We start from the raw sequence: 23,256 nt of genomic DNA on the forward strand, positions 1-23,256 counted from the left end.
TATAAAAAAAAATTATAAATGGGGCATATCAAGCACTCTTTTTCTACTTGCGATAATGATGAGCAGTATAATCCCTGCTACCATAAGTTCTACCCATAAAGGCACAGGCTCCGCTTCTCCTGCGGCATAGCTGTGCATACCTGTGAGATAATAATTCACTCCAAAATAGGTCATTAGCACTGAGAAAAAGCCTATTACAGACGCGCTTGCAAAGATAAAAGGAAAATTTTTGGGCACAACAAAGCGCAAGTGTAAGATAATTGCATATACACCAATACTAATCAGTGCCCAAGTTTCTTTAGAATCCCAGCCCCAATATCTGCCCCAAGATTCATTAGCCCAAATGCCACCAAGGAAGTTCCCTACACTTAGCAAAAATAAGCCCAAAATCATACTCATTTCATTCAATGCGCTTAAAGAGAGGATTGAGCAATCCACTTGAGATCTTTTTTCATTTCGTAACAAAAACATAATGAGTGTGATAAGTCCAAGCATAAAGCATAAACCTAAGAATCCGTAACTTGCAGTGATAACGGAGACGTGAATGTTGAGCCAATAAGATTTAAGCACGGGCATAAGATTCCCAATTTGTGGGTCCATATCACCAAGATTAGCCACAAAGAGAGTCATTCCTGCCAAAAAGCTTGAGGCGCATAATGCAAGATTTGAGCGCCTAAAAAATACTACACCAGAGAGAATTGCTGCCCACGCAATATAAAGCATAGATTCGTAGGCATTACTCCAAGGGGCGTGTTCGCTTACATACCATCGCAATCCTAATCCGCAAGTATGCAAAATAAAAAGCGCAAGCAAAAGAATATAAAATACTTTGTGAATAAGCGGACGTGTAGGAGTATTTTTGAGAATTCCTGCAAGTACAATGATAAAAAGCACAATGCTTATGAAGATATAAGGATAGGTGAGCTGATAAAATGGATTATAAAGATTAAGCCAAATTTCAGAATCTACCTTTGCAGGCGAAATGAGTAAAGAGCCACCATTGTTTTGTTGAAATGTGCGAATGTCTCGTGTTGCTTGAGCGGCTTCTTGCCAATTATGGGTATTTATTCCTTGTTGCATACCTTGAGCGAATTTTTTATAAATTTGCATTAACTCTTTTGCTTTTTTTGTATCATCTTGTGCCACAGCACTGCTTATGGCTTGAAGTGGGTAGAGCCATTGGTTATTAGGAGATTTGTTATCGGGGAAAATTCTAAGCACCTGCCCTGTGTAAATAAGGAAAGCATAATTAATGCGCTCATCTACGCTTATTACATCTTTTTCAAAAGTATCGCGCAAAGATGGGCTTTTGAGGTTTGCGGCTTCAACATAGTTTTGGAGAATATATTGTCCTTGAGGCGTAAAAACATCAATATAAGCAATATGTTTTTGATTTTCGTCTAATCCTAGAATCTGGCGGAGCTTTGGACTTTTGGTGGCTATCATTTGGATACTTTGCCATTCTTGTGGATAAAAGAGCATACCTAAGAAAACTTGTGAGGGATTGAGCCCTTTAAATGTTCTTTGTTGAGTCAATTTATGAATATACTCATTGGCAAGGGTGTGCATAGGCTTTATACGCCCACCAAAATCTTGAACGAGGATTCTATCAAAATCATTTGTGAGACTTGAAGTATCCGCCAATGCCTTTATCATGGAGGGAATATCTTGCAAAGGTGGTATTTCATTTTCAGATAAAGGCTGGAAGTCAGTTTGTGATTGTGTTGAGGCATAAGCTATTTGTGGGTTACTCAAAGCATAACAAAGTGCACTACAAAGCATAAGTGAGAAAAACTTTTGTGTTTTTAAGAATCTACCAAGTGTGGCAAATCGTCCGTTTTTATCAAAAAGTAGCCAAATTACACCAAGTATAAGCATAGCATAGCCTATGTATGTAGGTGTTTTGCCCGGGTCATTATTAACAGAGAGAATAGAGCCTTTTTCATCAGGGTGATAAGAGGATTGAAAAAAGCGATAACCACCATAGTCTAATACATTATTCATAAAGATTCTAAAAGGCAAGGGAGGATTTTGCCCATCTAGCACTTCTACTTCCGAAGTATATGAGGCAGGAGAGTTTGAACCCGGGTATCGCTCAAGTTCAAATTTTTTAAGTTTTATACTAAAGGGGAGGGCAATATTATCTATGCCCCACGCAAGAAATATCTTATAGCCTTCAATTTCAAGCATAGTAATGTTTTCTTTTGTAGGTGCATTATTCCCATCGCGCATAATAAGTGTTTTCTCATTTTTTCCTAAAAAATCAATACTCGCATTGAGTATAAAAAGTTCAGACATATTTACTTGTTTTGCTGTAAATTCTTCTGTATGCAATGTCAAAGGTTTGCCAAAAAATGTTAAATGTTGATTGATTTTATGATTGACTTTCTCATCAATATAAGTGGGAATCCTTACAGATTCTACATCGCCTTGAGGATTTTTGATTTGGATAAAAATATAATGGGTATTTGTAGAAATAAAATTCACGCTTTGTCCCTCACGCAAATTCATTAAGCCTTCAAACCCATAATAACGAGTAATACCCGCACCAATGATGATAACGATAAAAGAGGCGTGCAAGAGCAATGAAGCATATTTTTTTCTCTGCCACGCTTTTGAAGTGATAAAACAGCCAATGAGACAAGCTACAAGCCAAATATGTAATATCTCAAACCAAAATGCGTCATATACCCATAAACGAGCTGCAAGTGTGCCCTCATATTTTTCAATAAATGTTGCTATGCCACAAGCTGTGGCATATATGCCTATGAGCAAAAGAACCATTTTCATTGAACAAAAAAGTGTTTTAATTATATTCATCATTTTTCACTCCTTCATAAATCTATAAAAGCATTTCTAAGAGATTCATTAATTTCAAGTGAGATTGTATCTTTGTCTTTTCCTTTCCATTTTTGACTTTGCATATATTTTAAAAGAGCAGAGAGTTCTTTGCTTGGAAGATAGCCGGGTAATTCATAAATAACTTCTCCTGTGGGAGTAAGAAATATAAGTGTAGGAGTAGGACGCATAGGAGATTTCACGTAAGTTTCTATAAGCGTAGAGGTTGAGAGTGTAGATTCTGGTGCATTTTGAAATTGCAAGTGATGATTTTTTGTGTAGCTAATGTTAATATAATAGGGCAAAAAATGCGATTGGAGAATACTTTTAAGAGATGTGTTATTTTTAATATCATCTTTAAGCTTATCACAATATGTGCAGTGATTTTTGCCAAAAATAAGCAGAGTGATTTTACCCTCTTGCCCTTGAATAGTTTTTGTATCTAAAAAGACATCTTCTAATCCTGCATAACTCTCTTTATCTAGGTTTTCAGCTTGCTCTATGTGCTTTTCATTTAAGGCTGCACCTTGAGAGATTCTCACTTCATTATCATCATTACAACCAAAACTTATCATCATTGCATAAATAATCGCACATAGCATCCATAGTTTATTCATTTTGTTTTACTCCTTAACCTTATGGCTACACTTCTGCTTTGCCGCGAAGATGTTCTTCAAGTATGTTCATAATACTTTTAGCGAATCTTTCATTATCATTAAAGCAGCTACAAACACGATATTGAGGAACATTTAGCTCTTTTGCAAGGGAGGCGTAGAGTATCTTTAATTCGTATTCTGTTTCGGAATTATCAAGTGTGAAAGAGAGAGGGAAAATAATCATCTTATGTTTTTTATATTTGGTAATAGTCTCTTTTGTGCTTGGTCCAATCCATTTCATACGACCCACTTTAGATTGATAGGCAAGTGCAATCTTTTTAAAGACAATCCCTTCACTCTCAAGTGCCTTTTGTATGACTTCTTTGTTTTCTTCACATTGTTTTTGATAAGGGTCACCCTCATCTATACGTGATTGTGGGACGCTGTGAGCAGAGAGCAAAAGCACAAATTCATTTGGATTATCTGCACCTAAAGATTCTTTAATGCGCTCTATAATACAGCTTATGTAATCTGGGTGAGTGTGATAAGAGGATATTTCATAGAGTGTGGGTGTAAATGCAAGTTTTTGTAGAGCTGCTTTGGCATCAATAAGCGAGGAGGCAATAGTAGAATAAGAAAATTGCGGATAAAGGCTAAAAAGCACTACGGATTGTATACCTTGTGTTTTTATATCCTCTAATACTTGATATGCAAATGGCGGTGTATAGCGCATTGCATAAGTATAAAATCGCTTACAATCAAGTTCATTGAGTTTATTTGTAAGATTTAAAGTGTGAGCTGTGAGAGGTGATTTGCCACCAATGGCTTGATAATTTTTTTTAGTTTCTTCAACGCGACTATGGGTAATGAAACTTGCCAGCATTTTACGTGCAAAGGTATTTTTTATCCCCAAAATTAGAGGGTCATTAAACATATTTTTTAAAAAACTTTCTACCTCAAAAAGGCTATTTGGAGAGCCCATATTGAGTAAAACAACAGCCTGCGATTTGATGGAAAATCCTTTTTTAATAGTGAGGTTAAAGATTTTAAGTGATAATAAACTACAAAAGTTAATTAAAGTTAATTAAAGTTAATTAAAGGAGGAAATATGCAGGAATTTGATTCTCTTATCTTACACGATACTTTTATGGATTTAGTGCTTTATCATAAGATTTTTGCTGGATTTTTCGCGCTTCCTTTCGTGCTTAATCTTTTGGTATTATTTTTTGGTTCTAAAAATCTTGTAGCAATGAATAAAAAAATTTGGTTTATTGCCCCCATTATTTTTTTCTTACTCTCTGTGAGTGTTTTAAGCGGTATAAATATTTGGATATTTGGGAATCTTGAGCTTTCGCTTAAGATTATTGCAATGATAACTTTTTGTATTTTTGTTTTAATTGGCGAGATTTATCGGATTAAGATTCTCAAAGTTGCACGGCGGACAAATCTTGAGGCAATGAAAGGTTATGTGAAATTTTGCAAAATACTCTATATAATGGACCTACTCTTTTTTATTTTGCTTTTTTGGCTGGCGTGAATGCAGTTTTTGTATCATAAAGATGCTGGGAATCCTCTTGTAAGCGTGAATGATGAAAATGTGAATTATCTTATGAAAGTGCGGCGCGTTCAACTTGGAGAAACCCTTGCCTTGCGCAATCTAAATGATGATAATCTTTATACTTATGAATTAAGCGAAATAGACAAAAAGGCATTAACATTGCGCTTACAAGCGAGTCAAAATGCTCCGAGCAATATAAAAAGTCATTTGCATTTATTGTGGGCAATTATTGAGCCAAAGATTATTGAAAAAACGCTTCCTATGCTTAATGAGCTTGGTGTATCGCGCATTAGCTTTTTTTATGCAGCATTTTCACAAGGGCATTTTAAGCTTTCTCTACCGCGTATGGAAAAGATTCTTATTCAATCTTGTCAGCAATGTGGAAGAAGTGATTTAATGGAACTTGAGTTGTATAAAAATTTTCATAGAATCTGTGAAGAATATACAGATTTTTATGCTTTTGATTTTGGTGGCGTAGATATATGCAATTTTACACCTTGTCAAAATCATTCCAAAATGAGCAAAGAGAAACATCTTGTGCGCATAATGGTTGGCGCAGAAGGAGGTTTTAGCACAAAAGAACGTGAGAGATTTGCAAAAATTATAACTTTAAATGATACACTTATCTTACGAAGTGAAAGCGCAAGTGTATTTATTGCGAGCATAGCTAAAATGTGGAACTATAGATAAAGTTAATTATTTAAAGAAGGGGAAGCGATGAATATAGGTATTATTGGATTAGGATTAATGGGCGGCTCTATGGGTTTAGCTCTTAGAGAAGTGGGGCAAATACAAAATAAGCATATTAATAGAATCTTGGGATATGATAAAAATGCCCTGCACTCTCAACAAGCACTAAATTTGGGGTTGGTTGATGAATGCGTGCCATTAAATGAGATTTGGCAATGTGATGTGATATTTTTGAGCGTGCCTGTTGATGGGATAGTGGAGCTTATTTCAAGCATTAAGCCTCAAGATATAAGCGAGAATGCTACAATCATTGATGTAGGTGGAGCAAAAGTGCAGATTCTCTCTGATATTCCTTCGTGGTTAAGACATCATTTTGTAGGCGCACATCCTATGTGTGGAACAGAGTTTTTTGGACCAAAGGCTGCTTTTGGGGAGTTATATAAAAATAACATTGTAATTCTTACTGATTTAGAGCAAAGTGGGGCGTATCAAGCTGAAATAGCAAAAGATATTTTTATTGGCATTGGTATGAAGATTCTTAAAATGGACGCTCATTCTCACGATAAGCATATTGCGCTTATTTCACATATGCCCCATATCATTAGTTATGCTTTGGCAAATGCTACACTTGCCCAAGAGGACCCCCAAACGATTCTTGCATTAGTTGGTGGGGGTTTTCGCTCAATGAGCAGAATTTCAAAAAGTTCTCCGCTGATGTGGAAAGATGTATTTAAGCAAAATAAAGAAAATGTTTTAGAAGCAATGGCATACTTTCAAGCGAAGTTTAATGAAGCAAAAGAGCTCCTTGAGCGTGAAGATTGGGAAGGATTGGAGTTATTTATGGCACAAGCAAATACATTGCAGAAATTCCTGTGATTCTCTATGGGCTTGTTAAGAAATTTCAATATAATCACAATTTTATTTTTTTAGCAAATGGGACTTAAATGAAAAAAATTTGTTGCGCTCTTATTTTGTTGTTTTGCAATGTTATTTATGCTAAGGATATTAGTGCAATTAAATATGAGGGTTTAAGCTCAATTTCAAATGTGTTGGCTGATGAAATCATAGGTATTAAAGTAGGCGAAAGCTTAAATATTGCAAAAGTAGATAAGGCAATAGTATCACTTTATTCACAAGGGTATTTTGAGGATATTTATGCGGATTTTAATGGTGGTATCTTGACTTTTTACTTTAAACAAAAACCTAAAGTTGCAAGTGTTGAAATAAAAGGTTATGGAAGCGAGCAAGAAAAAGAGACATTATATTCACAAATTGGCATAAAAAAGGGCGATAGCTATGATGAGACAAAGCTTAATCGCGCTAAACTTGTTATACGCACAATTTTAGAATATCAAGGATATTATGGCACAGTAGTAGAGGCAGATATAACGCAAGTAGGTGAAGATAAGGCATACGCAATTACTTTTAATGTCAATCAAGGTGAAAATATTATCATCAAAAAAGCAGAGTATGATGGCAGAGAGAAGCTCAAGGTAAGTGAGGTTGAAGAGCTAAGTGCTAATCGTGCAAAGCAGTTTATGGGGTGGCTTTGGGGGCGCAATGATGGAAAACTTAAGCTTGCAGACTTAGAATATGATAGCCCAAGAATCCAAGATGCCTATATGCGCAAAGGATTCTTAGATGCAAGTGTTTCCCAAGCTTTTTTAGATGCAAATTTTAATGATTATAGTGCGAATTTATATTATAAAATTAAAGAAGGAGAGCGCTATAAAGTATCAGAGATTAAGATTATCTTACACGTCCCTGTGATTGAAGAAAAAGAGTTGCGCAAAGTGCTTAAAGTAAAAAAAGGTACATATTTTAATATTGAAGAAGTGCGCGCAGATGTAGAGAGTATCCGCCAAAAAATTGCAGATTTAGGCTATGCTTTTGCGAGGGTTAATCCGGATTTAGACAAAGACCCGCAAAATGCTGAAGTAAAGGTGCTTTATTTGATACAAGTAGGGCAAAAGGTAAAAATTAATGATGTGCTTATTTCAGGTAATTCCCGCACAGCAGATAGAATTATACGACGCGAGATTCTTCTTGCACCCGGCGACACTTATAGTCTCTCGGATTTAAAAGAGTCTGAAAATGCACTCAAAAGATTAGGTTATTTTGGTAAGGTTAAAATTGATGAGCGAAGGGTAAGCGAAGATTCTATGGACTTGCTTGTAAGTGTTGAGGAAGCGCGCACGGGCGAGCTTATGTTTGGTTTGGGTTATGGAAGCTATGATAAATTAATGGTAAATGCTTCTATAAGAGAGCGAAACCTCTTTGGCACAGGGCAGAGTGGGCAGTTGTATGCGGATTGGAGTTATCGCCGACAACTTGTTAATCTTACCCTAAGTAATCCTCGTGTGCTTGATTCTAAATACAGCACTTCTTTTAGTGTATTTCATTCTTTATATTGGAATTGGGATTATAGAGAGCAAACCACAGGAGGCTCAATTACAGGTGGGAAATTACTCACAAATACTTTGCGTGCCTCGCTTGGATATACACTCTCTACAACAAGAGTCCTTGATTTTTATGATGCTCGTCTGGCAACTCTTTATAAAGAGTATCTTAGTATTGACAGACCGATTAAATCTGCTATTAGCCCAAGTCTTTACTTTGACAATACCGATGATTATTATTTCCCTAAAAACGGGGCAATTATCTCGGCGTATGTGGAATATGCAGGGCTTGGTGGAGATGAGAAATATACGAAACTTTATGGCAAAATGGCACTTTATTATCATCTCAAATCGCTTGTCGGTATCGATTTGATTGCACGTTATAAAACCCAAGCGGGGGCAATTATAAATAATGGTTATGTGCCCATTACTTCAAAATTTTATATGGGGGGGATTTCAAGTGTGAGAGGTTATCAAGTTAGCTCCCTTTCGCCTAGAAACTCAACTGGGGAGATTCGTATTGGTGGGAATTATATGATGACACATTCTGTGGAGTTAAGCTATGGTATTTTAGAGAAAGCTCAAATGCGTTTAGCTTTTTTTGTTGATTATGGTATGATAGGTATACAGAGTTTAGACGAAACTATTCGTGCTTCGTGGGGTGCTGCAGTAGAGTGGATAAGCCCTTTTGGACCTATTGTGATTGTATTCCCTCAACCCATTAATCCTCAACCCGGTGATAGAACATCACGATTTGAATTTACTATGGGCACGAGATTTTAAAATTTGCATTAAAAGGAGCAGTTATGACAGATGTAGCAGAGCATTCCTCTATTGGTAAAGATTCTAATTCATTAGCTATAAAACGCGTGAGTAACGCAGAAATTTTAGATTTAATGCGTAATTCGTCTTTGCGTGAGCTTGGAGTGAGGGCAAGCGAAATTAAATCTATCCTTCACCCAGACAAGACTACAACTTTTGTTGTGGATAGAAATATTAATTATACAAATATTTGTTGGGTAGATTGCAAGTTTTGTGCTTTTAAACGTAAGTTAGGCGAGGAAGGTGTATATATTTTAAGCTTTGAAGAGATTGATAAAAAAATTGATGAGCTTTTGGCTATTGGTGGCACGCAGATTCTCTTTCAAGGTGGCGTGCATCCAAAGCTTAAAATTGAGTGGTATGAGGAGCTTGTGAGCCATATCGCGCAAAAATATCCTATGATTACCATTCACGGATTTTCAGCTATTGAGATAAATTATATTGCTAAAGTCTCTAAAATCTCTATTCCAGAGGTGCTTTTGCGACTTCAAAAGGCAGGATTATCTTCTATTCCCGGAGCTGGGGCTGAAATCTTAAGCGATAGGGTGCGCGATAAAATAGCCCCTAAAAAGCTTGATACCAAAGAATGGCTCGAAGTGCATAGAGAAGCCCATCGTATTGGTATGAAAACCACAGCTACAATGATGTTTGGTAGTGTAGAGAATGATGAGGACATTATAGCGCATTGGGATTGTCTAAGGCAGCTTCAAGATGAGTTTGGTGGATTTAGAGCATTCATTATGTGGAGTTTTCAGCCCGATAATACGCCTTTGCAAAAAGAATTTCCCCATATTCATAAAGCTTCATCAAATAGGTATTTACGCCTTTTAGCGTGTAGCAGAATCTATCTTGATAATTTTGTCAATATCCAAAGCAGTTGGGTAACGCAAGGTTCATACATCGGGCAACTCGCTTTGCTATTTGGAGCAAATGATTTGGGCAGCACGATGATGGAGGAAAATGTCGTATCTTCGGCAGGTGTGTGTAACTCTATGAATGCCCAAGAGATGATTGAGCTTATTAAAGATATTGGAGAATCTCCAGCCAAGCGCAATACAGCGTATGAGATTTTGGAGCGATTTTGATGAAAAAATGGAGCATTATTTTTCTAATATGTGTGTGTTTAGGAGGTAGTATGAATGCGCAAGAAGCAAAGGTTGATGCAGTGGAAATAAATGGCATAAGTGTGCCATTGATATTTGAACAAAGTAAGAATCTGCCTGTGGGTGATGTACAGTTAATATTTATTGGTGGCAGAGCTGATGCTTCTAAAGCAGGGCTTGGTGCTTTAAGTGCTAAAATACTCAATGAAGGCACAAAAACGCTTGGTAGTGTGGCTTTTGCACAAAAGTTAGAACAAAAAGCTATAGGTTTATATGCTGGCATAGGATTACAAACTTTAAGCTTTGATCTCTCTTATCTCAAAGAGTATGAAGATGAGAGTTTTTCGCTTTTCAAAGAGCTTCTTTATGACCCAAATCTCACGCCTGCTGCACTTGATAAAGTAAAATCTCTTATCCAAAGCAGGCTTGCAAGTCAGGAAGATGATTTTGATAGTGTGGCAGAGAGAAATCTTAATAAAATACTTTTTAAAGACACACCTATGGCAGTGCCATCGCTCGGAGATAAGCAGAGTATAGAATCTATTACACTTGAAGATGTAAAAGAATTTTTAAAACGCAATCTTGTTTTAAAGCGGCTTATCATTATTGCAGGGGGCGATATGCAAGAGGAACAATTAAAGGCAAAGATTATTTCTGTGCTTTCTGCATTACCTGTGGGAGAGAGCAAGGAAAAGTTACACTTTAAAGCTTCACAAAATGCAGATTTTATAAGCGTGCAAAAACCAACCCAGCAGGCTTTTATATATTTTGGCTCACCTTTTGTTGTTACAGATTCTCATCAAAATTATATTGCGCGCGTGATGAGTTTTATACTTGGCGGTTCGGGTTTTGGCTCGCGTATGATGGAAGAAGTGCGCGTAAAAAGAGGACTTGCATATTCGGCATATATGAAAATTAGTGTTGGTGGAGCAGTGAATTATGCAAGTGGGTATTTGCAAACTAAGCTTGAAAACAAAGATAAAGCGATAGAGGTAGTAAAAGAGGTGGTAAATAACTTTATCACACAGGGGGTAAGTGAGCAAGAGCTTGCCTCTGCTAAGGCATTTTTGCTTGGCAGCGAGCCACTCCGTGAAGAAAGTCTCTCTCAACGTCTTAATGCAAAATTTATAAATTATTTTAGAGACTTGCCTTTAGATAATAATAAAAAAGAGTTAGAATTAATTAAAGCACTTACACTTGAGGAGCTTAATGCTTATATCAAATCACATAAAGAGATTTTACAGATGAGTTTTAGTGTGGTGGAGCAATCCGCGCTTCCTGTATCATCTCAATAGCTTGAATAACACGTATTACGTGTTCTTTACCTCCTTTAGATGTTGTTTTTGTATCTTTTTGTGCAATATATGTCGCAAAATATGCTATAGAATTATCAAGTGCCATAGTATTGGGAAGAATCGGATTTAGCTCTTTGCTTAATTTATATTCAACCATTTTTTGATAAAGGCTTGTTTTATCAAATTCATCTTTTATGACCACACCTGTGTTAAAAAGTGTGATTTTATTGTGTTTTGTCTCATCATAAATTGCCGTTTTTTTACTCCCTCCAATAATCATCTCACGCACTTTAATGGGGCTAAGCCACGAGAGATTAAGTGTGATGATGATACCATTTTTGAGCTTTATATTGATATTTGCCAAAGCGTCATTGGGGTAGCGGAAGTATTTTGTTGCGAAAGTTGAAACCTCTTCTATATGAAGTCCTACAAGATAATCAATAATGCTCAAATCGTGAATTGCCAAATCCCAAATCACATCAACATTGCTTTGAAATAGCCCTAGATTAATGCGCCGTGCGTTGATATACACAATTTCTCCAAAACTTGCGATATGTTCTTTAAGATAGTTTATAGCAGGAGAATGCAAAAAAATATGATCGCAATAAAGTTTTACTCCCTGAGAATCTGCTAAGTCATAGAGTAGTTTTGCTTGAGAGAGATTGGTTGTGAGAGGTTTTTCTACAAAGGTGTGTTTGGCAGATTCTAAAGAGCGTTTGGCGAGGGCAAAATGCGTATGTGGAGGCGTGATAATAAAAATTGCTTGTATATTTTTGTCAAGTAAAATTGCTTCATAGCTAGAATAAGTGGTAAATTGATAAAATTTGCGTGCCTCATCTAGCGCATTGCACTCTTCATCATAAATTGTGATAAGCTCAAAATGGGGGCATTGCACGATTGCTTTTGCGACATTGCGTCCCCAATATCCATAGCCGATAATGGCACATTTTATAGGCATTCAATCCCTTTATAAATTTAAAGCAAGGATAAAAGATAAAAAAGTGTATTGTAGTGAAATGTTTATAATATTTAAAGAATCTTAGCCTATTAATCAATTCTTGTTTTGTATCTTTTTGTTTTAAAAGTGATAAAACCACAATGTTTGCAAAGGAAGTAGTCTTTTTCTTCTCCAATTTGGAATACCTCTGTATGTAATGTTCCGCTGGAATCTTTCTTTTGCCACGAAACAGTATATCTAGAGCGCGTATCTGTATCTACTAATTCTTGCCCGAAGCTTTTACCACAATTTTGACACAGAGTTTTTTGTTTGGTATAAAGATACATTATTAGTGCTATTATGAAAGGCACAGGAGCAAGAATATAAATAACAGAATCATCTTGCATATAAACACCAATAAAACCCATAGCACAAATAAGAATCACAGCTAATATTAATAAAATATGTTCTTTAGTTTCCTTGTGCATTAAAACCCTCCAACTTTAATTATGTCTCATAATGCTTCAAGTTTAACAATATTAAGATTGTTATTATCCCCCCCCCCCCTATAAATATTTACTTAAACGCTTATTTCATAAAAAATCAAACTTTATGAATGTATAATTATGAAACACAGCATTATAAACTTTTATTTAAGGAGCTTGTATGCCCTTGTCTTTGGATTTTTCTCCTAATACCATTGAGTGTGTCTTACAAAGTTTAGAGGCACGTAAAGCGTTAATGGATTTTGATACTTTGGGGCGGACATTGGCATATAGCCCCTTTATGCCTCGTGTAGAGCGCTCATTTTTTGTGCGCGAAAGTGGGAATGCTCCAAAAATTGCCCAAAGATTATTTATAGAATCTGCTACTTTTTGTGCAGATTCTCTCTCTTATATTCATAGAGCCTATGCACTTGAGGAGCAAATGGAAACGCTTGGACATTTTGAAGCCTATATGCTTGATTTATCAGAAGGTATGAGCAATGTTGATACTTTGTCTTCACCTTTAGAATCCATCGCTCTTTTGCGCCGTCATAGCACACTTCCGATTATCCATAGCGATATTTTTTTAGAAGAATATCAGATTTTAGAATCTGCTCTTTTTGGCGCAGATACGATTCTTATCCCTGCTCAACCCCTATCTGGTAAAAGCTTGACTAAATTGCTTAGCTTTGCAAGGCGCCTTAGCTTTGAGCCATTTATTGGGGTGCAAAATAAAGATGAGCTTAAAAAAGCGATTTTTAGTGGAGCAAGTATGCTCTTTATCCCACAAGATACCTTTGCAGAGCTATTGAGTCTTGTGCCAAATACGCAAGTAATTGCCACAGATTGTGCTGATGAATATGGAGTAGATTTGTGGATTCAATCAAAAAATGTTGAGGTTAAATAATTTTTAAGGAATCTTTAGCTAAAAAGTTTGCTTTTTTAATTTGATAAATTTATTTTTCGGGGGTTTTTTGTATGTCTTTGATGATTAATAATGAATGTATTGCGTGTGATGCGTGTGCCGAAGAGTGCCCTAATGGTGCGATTGAAGAGGGAGACCCTATTTATAGTATTGACCCTGATGTATGCACTGAATGCGTAGGGAGTTATGACGAGCCAAGTTGTTTGAGTGTGTGTCCTGTTGATGCGATTATACCAGACCCTGACAACATAGAGAATATGGAAGAGCTCAAATATAAATTTGAAATGCTCCAAAAGGGAGAGTAATGGCAAAAATTACAACCGTCATTGATATCGGTTCAAACTCTGCGAGAATGGCGATTTATCGCCGAACTTCACGCTTTGCCTTTCATTTGATTTATGAAACCAAAAGTAAAGTGAGAATTTCAGAGGGTTGTTATGAATCCGGCGGTGTTTTAGGGCAAGTTCCTATGGATAGGGCTATTTATGCACTTAAAGAATTTGTCCAAATTTCTAAAGCGCATAAATCTCGCAAGATTTTTTGCGTGGCAACTTCTGCCTTGCGTGATGCACCTAATGCAAAAGTTCTACTTGATAGGGCAAAAAAGGAATGTGGCGTTTCTATTAAAGTCATTGATGGCAAAAAGGAGGCGCTTTATGGAGGCATAGCCTGTGCTAACCTCTCTCATTATAAAGATGGAATCACAATGGATATAGGAGGAGGAAGCACAGAGTGCGCTCTTATACAAGATGGCAAGATTATTGACCTTATCTCGCTTGATATTGGCACAATTCGCCTAAAAGAATTATTTTTTGATAAGAAAAATAATATTGAAGGAGCAAGAGCGTTTATACAAACACAGCTTGCAAATGTGCCATCACATTTTAAACATCATCGTATTTTTGGTGTGGGTGGGACGATACGCGCACTTTCTAAAATGATAATGAAACACAAAAAGTATCCTATCCAAGAAGTGCACGGCTATGAGGTCAATGTGGAACAAAATATTAAATTTTTTGAGAAAATTTCCCAAGCTTCTGAAGATAAGTTAGATTCTATGGGCGTGCCTCTAGATAGGATTGATAATATCCGCAGTGGTTCATTGATACTTCAAATGTTTTTAGAGTTTTTTGGCGCTAAGGAGATTGTTACAAGTGGTGTGGGAGTGAGAGAGGGTGTGTTTTTAAGTGATTTGTTGCGGGGACATAAAAACAGCTTTCCCAAAGGTGTTAATCCCTCTATTAATTGTATTGAAGATAGATTTATGCTTGATAAGAAATATGCCGAAATGACGCGTAGAGAATCTTTAAAAATTTTTGACGCACTTTTTCCTTTACATAAGCTTGATGAACAATGTAAAAAATTGCTTCATATCGCCTCGTATCTTTCAAGTGTTGGACGGATTCTCAATTTTTATAATGCAGAATATCACGGCTCATATTTTTTGCTCAATGCCTTAGAATATGGATTCTCACACACAGAGCGAATGAGTATTTGTTTGCTTGTAGAATATAGTGGCAAAAAGATTCCTCAAGATGAAAATATTAGACATATAAGCGATATGATGCCTAAGCTTTTGAGTTTGCAATGGCTTAGTTTTATGCTTGCACTTGCTGAAAATCTTTGTCGTAGTGAAGGCAATATGCAAATCCGCTATGAATACATTAAACCCAAAACTTTAAGAATCTACACCATAGCTGATTTATATCTTGCTAGGGAAAATATTAATAAGCTTCATAAACCAGAGCCGCTGCAAATTGAATTTGTTAAAGCATAGTTGGGGAAGCTAAGGGTGCGAGAATGAGAATAGCAATCGTGCGACTTTCTAGCCTTGGTGATGTGATTGTGAGTGCAAGTGTATTACCTTTTGTAAAAAAGCATTTAGAAGAAATTTATCCTCAACGCGTAGAGATTGATTGGATTGTGGATAGCACTTTTAGTGAAGTATTGTATCATAGCCCTTGTATTGATAATCTTATTGAAATTAATCTTAAAAAAGGTGGTGTAAATGCTCTGCCTACCATTATTAAGAATCTAAAGGCGCTTCCTGTTTATGATATACTTATTGATATGCAAGGATTGATCAAATCAGCATTATGTGGAAGTATGCTAAAGAATAAGCAATATTGGGGATTTGCGTGGGATTCCATAAAAGAGCCTTTAGCAAGCCTTGTTTATACATATAAGGTGCGTATTCCTTATGAACAACATATTTTGGAGCGTAATTTAAAACTTGTATGCTCTGCACTGGGGTTTAAAGATATAGATGAAACAAATCGTGTTTATTATCATAATCGCGCTGAAGCTTTTGGTGTGAGCGAGGTAGATAATGTGCGTGTGTTAGAAATTTTTAGAGCATTTGAGGTAGACAAAGATGCTAAAAATATTGTGCTTATACTTGAATCATCTTTGGAAGCTAAAACTTACCCTTTGCATTTATTTGTTCAAGTTATTCAACAACTTTTGGAGACAAATCCCTATCTTAATGTATTTTTGCTGTGGCATAGCACAAATAAAGCACAAAAGATTAAGGAGCATTTTGCTTCACAAAAAAATGTAGTAGTGCTTCCGCGTCTTCATATGGGAGAGATTAAAGCATTAATACAAAAAGTAGATTTACTTATTGGAGGAGATACAGGTATAACGCATTTAGCGTGGGCTATGCAAAAAGATTCTATAACACTTTATGGCAATACGCCAGCAGCTCGTTTTGCACTTCAAGGAAAAAATAACCGATTTTTAAGTGGAAGCGAGAATCCCTCCTATGCAAAGAATGATTTTTCTATTGCAAATATTCAGCCAAATGCTATTTGTGCTTGTGCGGAAGAGATTCTATATGGTGGCTCGTTGCACGATAATAACGCGCACTCTCACTTACCACATAAGGATATATGATGAGTCTAAGAGCAAAGATTTTTAAGGGAGCGATAAAAACAATAGCAAATTGTATGGGTTATTGTTTGGCAAAAATGCCACATTGGCTTTTTTTAGGACATATTAAGTCATTAGCATTGATTATGAGAATCTGTGATAGAAGACGTTTTAAAGATGCTAAAGCAAATTTAGATTTTGCATATGGCACGCAAATGAGCGAAGAGCAAAAGCACACAATCATTAAAATTTGCTATGAGAATTTTGCCTTTGTACTTTTGGAGACGATACGAGTGGCTTTTATCCCGTTGGAGAAACATACACAGCGATTTAACTTTGTCGATGAGCATTATCTTTTGGATACTTTGCAAAAAGATAAGGGTGCAGTAGCAATTTCTGCGCATTATGGATATTGGGAAGCCATAGCAAATGTATTAGTGCCACGTTATCCTTGGTGCAATATGGCTTCTTTGGGTCGCTTGACATCTTTTAATCCTATTAACGAGATGATAATTGAGCGGCGAGAGCTCCAAAATGCGAAATTTATTGACAAAAAAGGCGCATTCAAACATTTATTAAAGTTATATAGTGGAGAAAATCCACTTGCTGGGATTTTGGTTGATCAAAATATTTCTGAAGATGAGGGTATATGGGTGGATTTTTTTGGCAAGAGGGCAACGCATACAACTATTGCTTCAGTGCTCTCTCGCCGTTTTGGTGTAGGTATTGTGCCTATAATGATTAGTATAGGGCAAGATTATAAAAATTTTGAAGTTCGATACTATCCGCCAATTTATTGCAAAAAGAGTGAAGATAGCACAGCAGATATATTACAAGCTACACAAGCTCAAGCAAATGTTATTGAGGCAGCAATCAGGGCTAAGCCCCAAGATTGGTTTTGGTTTCATAAGCGTTGGAAGTCAGCTTATAAAGAAATTTATAATTCTTCAGCCCATTTTAAGCTTTAATTTTGTAATATCTCACTCCCATTTGATTGAGCTTCTAGTCTCTAATCTTCTGTAGGATTTTCACTATGTTCAGTTTTAGTTTTTCGTGATTCTAAAATCCATAGAGTAGTGCCTTTAAGAAAAGTGATGATTAAGATTTTCTACAAAATGGCTGTTCTTTATCAATTATAATCATATATTTAGCTTTTAAGGTATCAAGCTTAAAGTTATTTTGATTGATTTGTATTTGGTATGATCTTTGACATCTAAGCAAGAAAGTTAAGTGATGCTTTTATATTCTATAAAATATAAAACAGACTTAAGTTTCTTAGTTCATTTTTACAACTCATTTATGACTTTGAGACACAAGATTTTATGATAATCATAGAATCTGTGCAATCTAGTCTTTGTGATTTTGTGATAATAACACTAAGAGACAAGGACAAACTTTTTAAATGGAGCTTGTAGTATTGGTTTCCTTTAATACAAGTTTTCATTGATTTCATTTTTTATGGAGAGTTTGATCCTGGCTCAGAGTGAACGCTGGCGGCGTGCCTAATACATGCAAGTCGAACGATGAAGCTCTAGCTTGCTAGAGTGGATTAGTGGCGCACGGGTGAGTAATGCATAGATAACATGCCCTTTAGTCTAGGATAGCCATTGGAAACGATGATTAATACTGGATACTCCTTACGAGGGAAAGTTTTTCGCTAAAGGATTGGTCTATGTCCTATCAGCTTGTTGGTGAGGTAATGGCTCACCAAGGCTATGACGGGTATCCGGCCTGAGAGGGTGAACGGACACACTGGAACTGAGACACGGTCCAGACTCCTACGGGAGGCAGCAGTAGGGAATATTGCTCAATGGGGGAAACCCTGAAGCAGCAACGCCGCGTGGAGGATGAAGGTTTTCGGATTGTAAACTCCTTTTGTTAGAGAAGATAATGACGGTATCTAACGAATAAGCACCGGCTAACTCCGTGCCAGCAGCCGCGGTAATACGGAGGGTGCAAGCGTTACTCGGAATCACTGGGCGTAAAGAGCGCGTAGGCGGGATAGCAAGTCAGATGTGAAATCCTATGGCTTAACCATAGAACTGCATTTGAAACTGTTATTCTAGAGTATGGGAGAGGTAGGTGGAATTCTTGGTGTAGGGGTAAAATCCGTAGAGATCAAGAGGAATACTCATTGCGAAGGCGACCTGCTAGAACATAACTGACGCTGATGCGCGAAAGCGTGGGGAGCAAACAGGATTAGATACCCTGGTAGTCCACGCCCTAAACGATGAATGCTAGTTGTTGTGGAGCTTGTCTCTGCAGTAATGCAGCTAACGCATTAAGCATTCCGCCTGGGGAGTACGGTCGCAAGATTAAAACTCAAAGGAATAGACGGGGACCCGCACAAGCGGTGGAGCATGTGGTTTAATTCGAAGATACACGAAGAACCTTACCTAGGCTTGACATTGATAGAATCCGCTAGAGATAGTGGAGTGCTAGCTTGCTAGAACTTGAAAACAGGTGCTGCACGGCTGTCGTCAGCTCGTGTCGTGAGATGTTGGGTTAAGTCCCGCAACGAGCGCAACCCTCGTCCTTAGTTGCTAGCAGTTCGGCTGAGCACTCTAAGGAGACTGCCTTCGTAAGGAGGAGGAAGGTGAGGACGACGTCAAGTCATCATGGCCCTTACGCCTAGGGCTACACACGTGCTACAATGGGGCGCACAAAGAGGAGCAATATCGCGAGGTGGAGCAAATCTCAAAAACGTCTCTCAGTTCGGATTGTAGTCTGCAACTCGACTACATGAAGCTGGAATCGCTAGTAATCGTGAATCAGCCATGTCACGGTGAATACGTTCCCGGGTCTTGTACTCACCGCCCGTCACACCATGGGAGTTGTATTCGCCTTAAGTCGGGATACTAAATTGGTTACCGCCCACGGCGGATGCAGCGACTGGGGTGAAGTCGTAACAAGGTAACCGTAGGTGAACCTGCGGTTGGATCACCTCCTTTCTAGAGATGTGTTAAGATATTTATTTATCTTAACCACAGATTTATGAGAATAGAAAAGATAAACTTAATAGACTTGCTTAGTTTTCAGAGATCTCCAAATAGCATCGCTTGAAATAGCAGGCTTTAGGGGCTTATAGCTCAGGTGGTTAGAGCGCACCCCTGATAAGGGTGAGGTCGGAGGTTCAAGTCCTCCTAAGCCCACCATATCGTAATAATATTGCTATAAATTAATTATTGCATATAAAAGGGGAATTAGCTCAGCTGGGAGAGCGCCTGCTTTGCACGCAGGAGGTCAGCGGTTCGATCCCGCTATTCTCCACCACTGAATTTAAGAAGTTTAATGCAAAGCTTATAGTTACTTTATATCTTTGCATTAGACTTTTGTCTAAGTGTTATTTGAAAATTTATTGTTAATAGCCTAAATAGTAATTAACTACAATTACGCGATATATTGTTTATTGAATACATAATACATTCAATAAGGCAGTATCCTTAGAAGTAAAAGCTTTTAAGGGCAGATGGTGGATGCCTTGGGTGATAGAGGCGATGAAGGACGTACTAGACTGCGATAAGCTATGGAGAGCTGTCAAGAAGCTTTGACCCATAGATTTCCGAATGGGGCAACCCAATACCTAGAGATAGGTATTACCTTTAATGGAGCGAACCTAGCGAAGTGAAACATCTCAGTAGCTAGAGGAAAAGAAATCAAACGAGATTCTCCTAGTAGCGGCGAGCGAACGGGGAAGAGGGCAAACCAGTAGCTTGCTACTGGGGTTGAGGACTGCAATATCCACTTGAATAATTGAGCAGAAGTATTTGGAAAAATACATCACAGAGGGTGATAATCCCGTATGCGAAGGTTATTCATAGGTAGCAGTATCCAGAGTAGGTCAGGGCACGTGAAACCCGGACTGAAGCAGGGGAGACCACTCTCCAACCCTAAATACTACTATCACACCGATAGCGAACAAGTACCGTGAGGGAAAGGTGAAAAGAACCGCAGTGAGCGGAGTGAAATAGAACCTGAAACCATCTGCCTACAATCATTCAGAGCCCTATGATTTATCAGGGTGATGGACTGCCTTTTGCATAATGATCCTGCGAGTTGTGGTATCTGGCAAGGTTAAGCAAACGCGAAGCCGTAGCGAAAGCGAGTCTGAAAGGGCGTTTAGTCAGATGCTGCAGACCCGAAGCCAAGTGATCTATCCATGGCCAAGTTGAAGCGAGTGTAATAGCTCGTGGAGGACTGAACTCGTACCCATTGAAACGGGTTGGGATGAGCTGTGGATAGGGGTGAAAGGCCAAACAAACTTGGTGATAGCTGGTTCTCTTCGAAATATATTTAGGTATAGCCTCAAGTGATAGTAATAGGGGGTAGAGCTCTGATTGGGCTAGGGCTGCTCACCGCGGTACCAACCCCTGTCAAACTACGAATACCTATTACCGTATCTTGGGAGTCAGGCGGTGGGTGATAAAATCAATCGTCAAAAGGGGAACAACCCAGACTACCAACTAAGGTCCCAAAGTTCTATTCTAAGTGGAAAATGATGTGAAGTTACTTAGACAACCAGGAGGTTGGCTTAGAAGCAGCCATCCTTTAAAGAAAGCGTAACAGCTCACTGGTCTAGTGATTTTGCGCAGAAAATATAACGGGGCTAAGATAGACACCGAAGTTGTAGATTGTGCTGATGCACAGTGGTAGAAGAGCGTTCGTATCAGCGTTGAAGGCATACCGGTAAGGAGTGCTGGAGCGATGCGAAGTGAGCATGCAGGAATGAGTAGCGATAAAAGTGGTGAGAATCCACTTCGCCGAAAATCTAAGGTTTCCTACGCGATGCTCGTCATCGTAGGGTTAGTCGGGTCCTAAGACAAGTCCGAAAGGGGTAGTCGATGGCAAATGGGTTAATATTCCCATACCAACATAAGTGTGCGATGGGGGGACGCATAGGGCTAAGTAGCGTTAGCTGATGGAAGTGCTAACTTAAGAGTGTAGATTGGAGGATTGGCAAATCCGCCTCTGTATTTGAAACTCCAATAGCTTCAAGCGATCTTCGGATCAATTGGAGTGCTACTGACGCCGTCGTGCCAAGAAAAGCCTCTAAGTTTAGCTAATGTTGCCCGTACCGCAAACCGACACAGGTAGATGAGATGAGTATTCTAAGGCGCGTGAAAGAACTCTGGTTAAGGAACTCTGCAAACTAGCACCGTAAGTTCGCGATAAGGTGTGCCTAAGCAATTAGGTCTCAGCAAAGAGTCCCTCCCGACTGTTTACCAAAAACACAGCACTTTGCAAACTCGTAAGAGGAAGTATAAGGTGTGACGCCTGCCCGGTGCTCGAAGGTTAAGAGGATTCGTTAGCAGCAATGCGAAGCGTTGAATTGAAGCCCGAGTAAACGGCGGCCGTAACTATAACGGTCCTAAGGTAGCGAAATTCCTTGTCGGTTAAATACCGACCTGCATGAATGGCGTAACGAGATGGGAGCTGTCTCAACCAGGGATTCAGTGAAATTGTAGTGGAGGTGAAAATTCCTCCTACCCGCGGCAAGACGGAAAGACCCCGTGGACCTTTACTACAGCTTGGCACTGCCGATGGGAGCATTATGCGCAGGATAGGTGGGAGGCTTTGAAGTCTTCACTCTGGTGGAGATGGAGCCATCGTTGAGATACCACCCTTAATGTTTCTGTCTGCTAACTAGCTTGAGTTATCCTCAAGTAGGACAATGCCTGGTGGGTAGTTTGACTGGGGCGGTCGCCTCCTAAAAAGTAACGGAGGCTTACAAAGGTTGGCTCATTGCGGTTGGAAATCGCAAGAAGAGTGTAATGGCATAAGCCAGCCTGACTGCAAGACAAACAAGTCAAGCAGAGACGAAAGTCGGTCATAGTGATCCGGTGATTCTGTGTGGAAGGGTCATCGCTCAAAGGATAAAAGGTACCCCGGGGATAACAGGCTGATCTCCCCCAAGAGCTCACATCGACGGGGAGGTTTGGCACCTCGATGTCGGCTCATCGCATCCTGGGGCTGGAGCAGGTCCCAAGGGTATGGCTGTTCGCCATTTAAAGCGGTACGCGAGCTGGGTTCAGAACGTCGTGAGACAGTTCGGTCCCTATCTGCCGTGGGCGTAGGAAAGTTGAGGAGAGCTGTCCCTAGTACGAGAGGACCGGGATGGACACGCCACTGGTGTACCAGTTGTTCTGCCAAGAGCATCGCTGGGTAGCTACGCGTGGATGTGATAACCGCTGAAAGCATCTAAGCGGGAAGCCAACTCCAAGATGAACTTTCCCTGAAGGTCGCAGCAAGACTAGCTGCTTGATAGGGTAGATGTGTAAGCATAGTAATGTGTTTAGCTGACTACTACTAATAGACCGTTTGGCTTTTTTCTAAGATACTGCCTTATTGAGTGTATGTTTTTGTAAAAAACAAAGGTAATTGATAAATAAAAGCGTAATTTGTTGTTTATTTACTATTAAAGGCTTTTTACAATAAAGAAAAATGGAAATAAGGACAAATTTTCTTGTCTTTATTTCCCTTTTTCTTGTGTTTATAGAGAGAAGGCAACACCCAGCTCCATTCCGAACCTGGCAGTTAAGCTTCTCTTCGCCGATGATACTGCATCTTTCAGGTGTGGGAATGTAGGTCGATGCAGGGATAGGGAAAATACTTCTTATGATTCTTATATTTTCTTCTTTTAGGTTTTTTAAATTTGTTTTAATTATTTAAATGCTCAGTTTTTTAAAAAGATATTATGCAGAATTATGTTAAAATACAAAGTTCAGTATTAACAAATT

16 protein-coding genes, 2 tRNA genes and 3 rRNA genes are annotated in these 23,256 nt (G+C 38.4%); 16 read left to right on the forward strand and 5 right to left on the reverse strand.

Annotation, left to right across the window (positions count from 1 at the left end; all coding sequences use genetic code 11):
- Positions 1–12: 12 nt before the first annotated feature.
- The 3 genes from ccsA to hemH are packed head-to-tail and all read right to left on the reverse strand — an operon-like array spanning position 13 to position 4,446.
- Complete coding sequence (ccsA, locus tag LS66_RS07005) at positions 13–2,820, reverse strand: cytochrome c biogenesis protein (protein ID WP_034364738.1); 2,808 nt, start codon at positions 2,818–2,820, stop codon at positions 13–15.
- Positions 2,821–2,834: 14 nt separating this feature from the next.
- Positions 2,835–3,455 carry a thioredoxin family protein gene (locus LS66_RS07010; RefSeq protein WP_052057233.1) on the reverse strand — a complete coding sequence of 207 codons (621 nt, stop codon included), beginning with the start codon at positions 3,453–3,455 and terminating at the stop codon, positions 2,835–2,837.
- 25 nt (positions 3,456–3,480) lie between these two features.
- Positions 3,481–4,446 carry a ferrochelatase gene (hemH, locus tag LS66_RS07015; RefSeq protein ID WP_268903662.1) on the reverse strand — a complete coding sequence of 322 codons (966 nt, stop codon included), beginning with the start codon at positions 4,444–4,446 and terminating at the stop codon, positions 3,481–3,483.
- A 96-nt stretch (positions 4,447–4,542) separates the two neighbouring features.
- Here hemH and LS66_RS07020 point away from each other — a divergent pair, with 96 nt between their 5' ends.
- The 6 genes from LS66_RS07020 to LS66_RS07045 all read left to right on the forward strand — a co-directional run bounded on the left by LS66_RS07020 (position 4,543) and on the right by LS66_RS07045 (position 11,301).
- Positions 4,543–4,971, forward strand: coding sequence for a hypothetical protein (locus LS66_RS07020; protein ID WP_011115835.1), 429 nt, complete (start codon positions 4,543–4,545; stop codon positions 4,969–4,971).
- Entirely contained in the window at positions 4,972–5,682 is a 711-nt protein-coding gene (locus LS66_RS07025; RefSeq protein ID WP_034364612.1) for a 16S rRNA (uracil(1498)-N(3))-methyltransferase, read from the forward strand.
- A 27-nt stretch (positions 5,683–5,709) separates the two neighbouring features.
- The gene (locus LS66_RS07030; RefSeq protein WP_011115833.1) at positions 5,710–6,558 is read left to right on the forward strand and encodes a prephenate dehydrogenase; all 849 of its coding nucleotides are present in this window, start codon (positions 5,710–5,712) and stop codon (positions 6,556–6,558) included.
- Between the two features lie 68 nt (positions 6,559–6,626).
- Positions 6,627–8,864 (forward strand): outer membrane protein assembly factor BamA, encoded by a 2,238-nt coding sequence (bamA, locus tag LS66_RS07035; protein WP_011115832.1) that lies wholly within the window; start codon positions 6,627–6,629, stop codon positions 8,862–8,864.
- 23 nt (positions 8,865–8,887) lie between these two features.
- Entirely contained in the window at positions 8,888–9,988 is a 1,101-nt protein-coding gene (locus tag LS66_RS07040; protein ID WP_052057232.1) for a dehypoxanthine futalosine cyclase, read from the forward strand.
- Positions 9,989–10,038: 50 nt separating this feature from the next.
- The gene (locus LS66_RS07045) at positions 10,039–11,301 is read left to right on the forward strand and encodes a pitrilysin family protein (protein ID WP_138091962.1); all 1,263 of its coding nucleotides are present in this window, start codon (positions 10,039–10,041) and stop codon (positions 11,299–11,301) included.
- On the opposite strand, the gene LS66_RS07050 is transcribed toward LS66_RS07045, so the two are convergent.
- Both LS66_RS07050 and LS66_RS07055 read right to left on the reverse strand, forming a co-directional pair.
- Positions 11,258–12,259 carry a Gfo/Idh/MocA family protein gene (locus LS66_RS07050; protein WP_034368425.1) on the reverse strand — a complete coding sequence of 334 codons (1,002 nt, stop codon included), beginning with the start codon at positions 12,257–12,259 and terminating at the stop codon, positions 11,258–11,260. The two genes, LS66_RS07045 and LS66_RS07050, sit on opposite strands and share 44 nt — an antisense overlap.
- A gap of 89 nt (positions 12,260–12,348) precedes the next feature.
- Positions 12,349–12,726 carry a hypothetical protein gene (locus LS66_RS07055; RefSeq protein WP_034368423.1) on the reverse strand — a complete coding sequence of 126 codons (378 nt, stop codon included), beginning with the start codon at positions 12,724–12,726 and terminating at the stop codon, positions 12,349–12,351.
- 178 nt (positions 12,727–12,904) lie between these two features.
- Here LS66_RS07055 and LS66_RS07060 point away from each other — a divergent pair, with 178 nt between their 5' ends.
- The 10 genes from LS66_RS07060 to rrf all read left to right on the forward strand — a co-directional run bounded on the left by LS66_RS07060 (position 12,905) and on the right by rrf (position 23,117).
- Complete coding sequence (locus LS66_RS07060; protein WP_138091965.1) at positions 12,905–13,630, forward strand: indole-3-glycerol phosphate synthase; 726 nt, start codon at positions 12,905–12,907, stop codon at positions 13,628–13,630.
- 71 nt (positions 13,631–13,701) lie between these two features.
- Positions 13,702–13,953: a YfhL family 4Fe-4S dicluster ferredoxin gene (locus LS66_RS07065; protein ID WP_011115825.1), complete on the forward strand. Its 252-nt coding sequence runs from the start codon at positions 13,702–13,704 to the stop codon at positions 13,951–13,953.
- The gene (locus LS66_RS07070; RefSeq protein WP_011115824.1) at positions 13,953–15,425 is read left to right on the forward strand and encodes a Ppx/GppA phosphatase family protein; all 1,473 of its coding nucleotides are present in this window, start codon (positions 13,953–13,955) and stop codon (positions 15,423–15,425) included. Before LS66_RS07065 ends, LS66_RS07070 begins: the two co-directional genes overlap by 1 nt.
- Positions 15,426–15,448: 23 nt before the next feature.
- On the forward strand, positions 15,449–16,543 hold the full coding sequence (gene waaC, locus LS66_RS07075) for a lipopolysaccharide heptosyltransferase I (RefSeq protein WP_011115823.1): 1,095 nt from the start codon (positions 15,449–15,451) through the stop codon (positions 16,541–16,543).
- A complete protein-coding gene (locus LS66_RS07080) occupies positions 16,540–17,487 on the forward strand; it encodes a lipid A biosynthesis lauroyl acyltransferase (protein WP_236096993.1) in 948 nt (315 codons plus the stop codon). Before waaC ends, LS66_RS07080 begins: the two co-directional genes overlap by 4 nt.
- Before the next feature lie 487 nt (positions 17,488–17,974).
- A 16S ribosomal RNA gene (locus tag LS66_RS07085) occupies positions 17,975–19,470 on the forward strand.
- Between the two features lie 127 nt (positions 19,471–19,597).
- Positions 19,598–19,674, forward strand: a tRNA-Ile gene (locus LS66_RS07090).
- Between the two features lie 42 nt (positions 19,675–19,716).
- A tRNA-Ala gene (locus tag LS66_RS07095) sits at positions 19,717–19,792 on the forward strand.
- A 176-nt stretch (positions 19,793–19,968) separates the two neighbouring features.
- A 23S ribosomal RNA gene (locus LS66_RS07100) occupies positions 19,969–22,850 on the forward strand.
- 151 nt (positions 22,851–23,001) lie between these two features.
- Positions 23,002–23,117 (forward strand): 5S ribosomal RNA (gene rrf, locus LS66_RS07105).
- The 16S, 23S and 5S rRNA genes sit together here with 2 tRNA genes alongside, the layout of an rRNA operon.
- Positions 23,118–23,256 lie beyond the last annotated feature (139 nt).

The sequence above is a fragment of the Helicobacter sp. MIT 03-1614 genome, from assembly GCF_000762925.2.
Classification (GTDB): Bacteria; Campylobacterota; Campylobacteria; order Campylobacterales; family Helicobacteraceae; genus Helicobacter_C; species Helicobacter_C hepaticus.

Bases quoted from the DNA above. Each gene is read 5' to 3' on its own strand.
- LS66_RS07040 (WP_052057232.1), top strand. From the start codon at position 8,888: ATGACAGATGTAGCAGAGCATTCCTCTATTGGTAAAGATTCTAATTCA.
- ccsA (WP_034364738.1), bottom strand. From the start codon at position 2,820: ATGAATATAATTAAAACACTTTTTTGTTCAATGAAAATGGTTCTTTTG.
- LS66_RS07055 (WP_034368423.1), bottom strand. From the start codon at position 12,726: ATGCACAAGGAAACTAAAGAACATATTTTATTAATATTAGCTGTGATT.
- LS66_RS07030 (WP_011115833.1), top strand. From the start codon at position 5,710: ATGAATATAGGTATTATTGGATTAGGATTAATGGGCGGCTCTATGGGT.
- LS66_RS07050 (WP_034368425.1), bottom strand. From the start codon at position 12,259: ATGCCTATAAAATGTGCCATTATCGGCTATGGATATTGGGGACGCAAT.
- LS66_RS07025 (WP_034364612.1), top strand. From the start codon at position 4,972: ATGCAGTTTTTGTATCATAAAGATGCTGGGAATCCTCTTGTAAGCGTG.
- LS66_RS07070 (WP_011115824.1), top strand. From the start codon at position 13,953: ATGGCAAAAATTACAACCGTCATTGATATCGGTTCAAACTCTGCGAGA.
- LS66_RS07080 (WP_236096993.1), top strand. From the start codon at position 16,540: ATGATGAGTCTAAGAGCAAAGATTTTTAAGGGAGCGATAAAAACAATA.
- waaC (WP_011115823.1), top strand. From the start codon at position 15,449: ATGAGAATAGCAATCGTGCGACTTTCTAGCCTTGGTGATGTGATTGTG.
- bamA (WP_011115832.1), top strand. From the start codon at position 6,627: ATGAAAAAAATTTGTTGCGCTCTTATTTTGTTGTTTTGCAATGTTATT.
- LS66_RS07020 (WP_011115835.1), top strand. From the start codon at position 4,543: ATGCAGGAATTTGATTCTCTTATCTTACACGATACTTTTATGGATTTA.
- LS66_RS07045 (WP_138091962.1), top strand. From the start codon at position 10,039: ATGAATGCGCAAGAAGCAAAGGTTGATGCAGTGGAAATAAATGGCATA.
- LS66_RS07010 (WP_052057233.1), bottom strand. From the start codon at position 3,455: ATGAATAAACTATGGATGCTATGTGCGATTATTTATGCAATGATGATA.
- LS66_RS07065 (WP_011115825.1), top strand. From the start codon at position 13,702: ATGTCTTTGATGATTAATAATGAATGTATTGCGTGTGATGCGTGTGCC.
- LS66_RS07060 (WP_138091965.1), top strand. From the start codon at position 12,905: ATGCCCTTGTCTTTGGATTTTTCTCCTAATACCATTGAGTGTGTCTTA.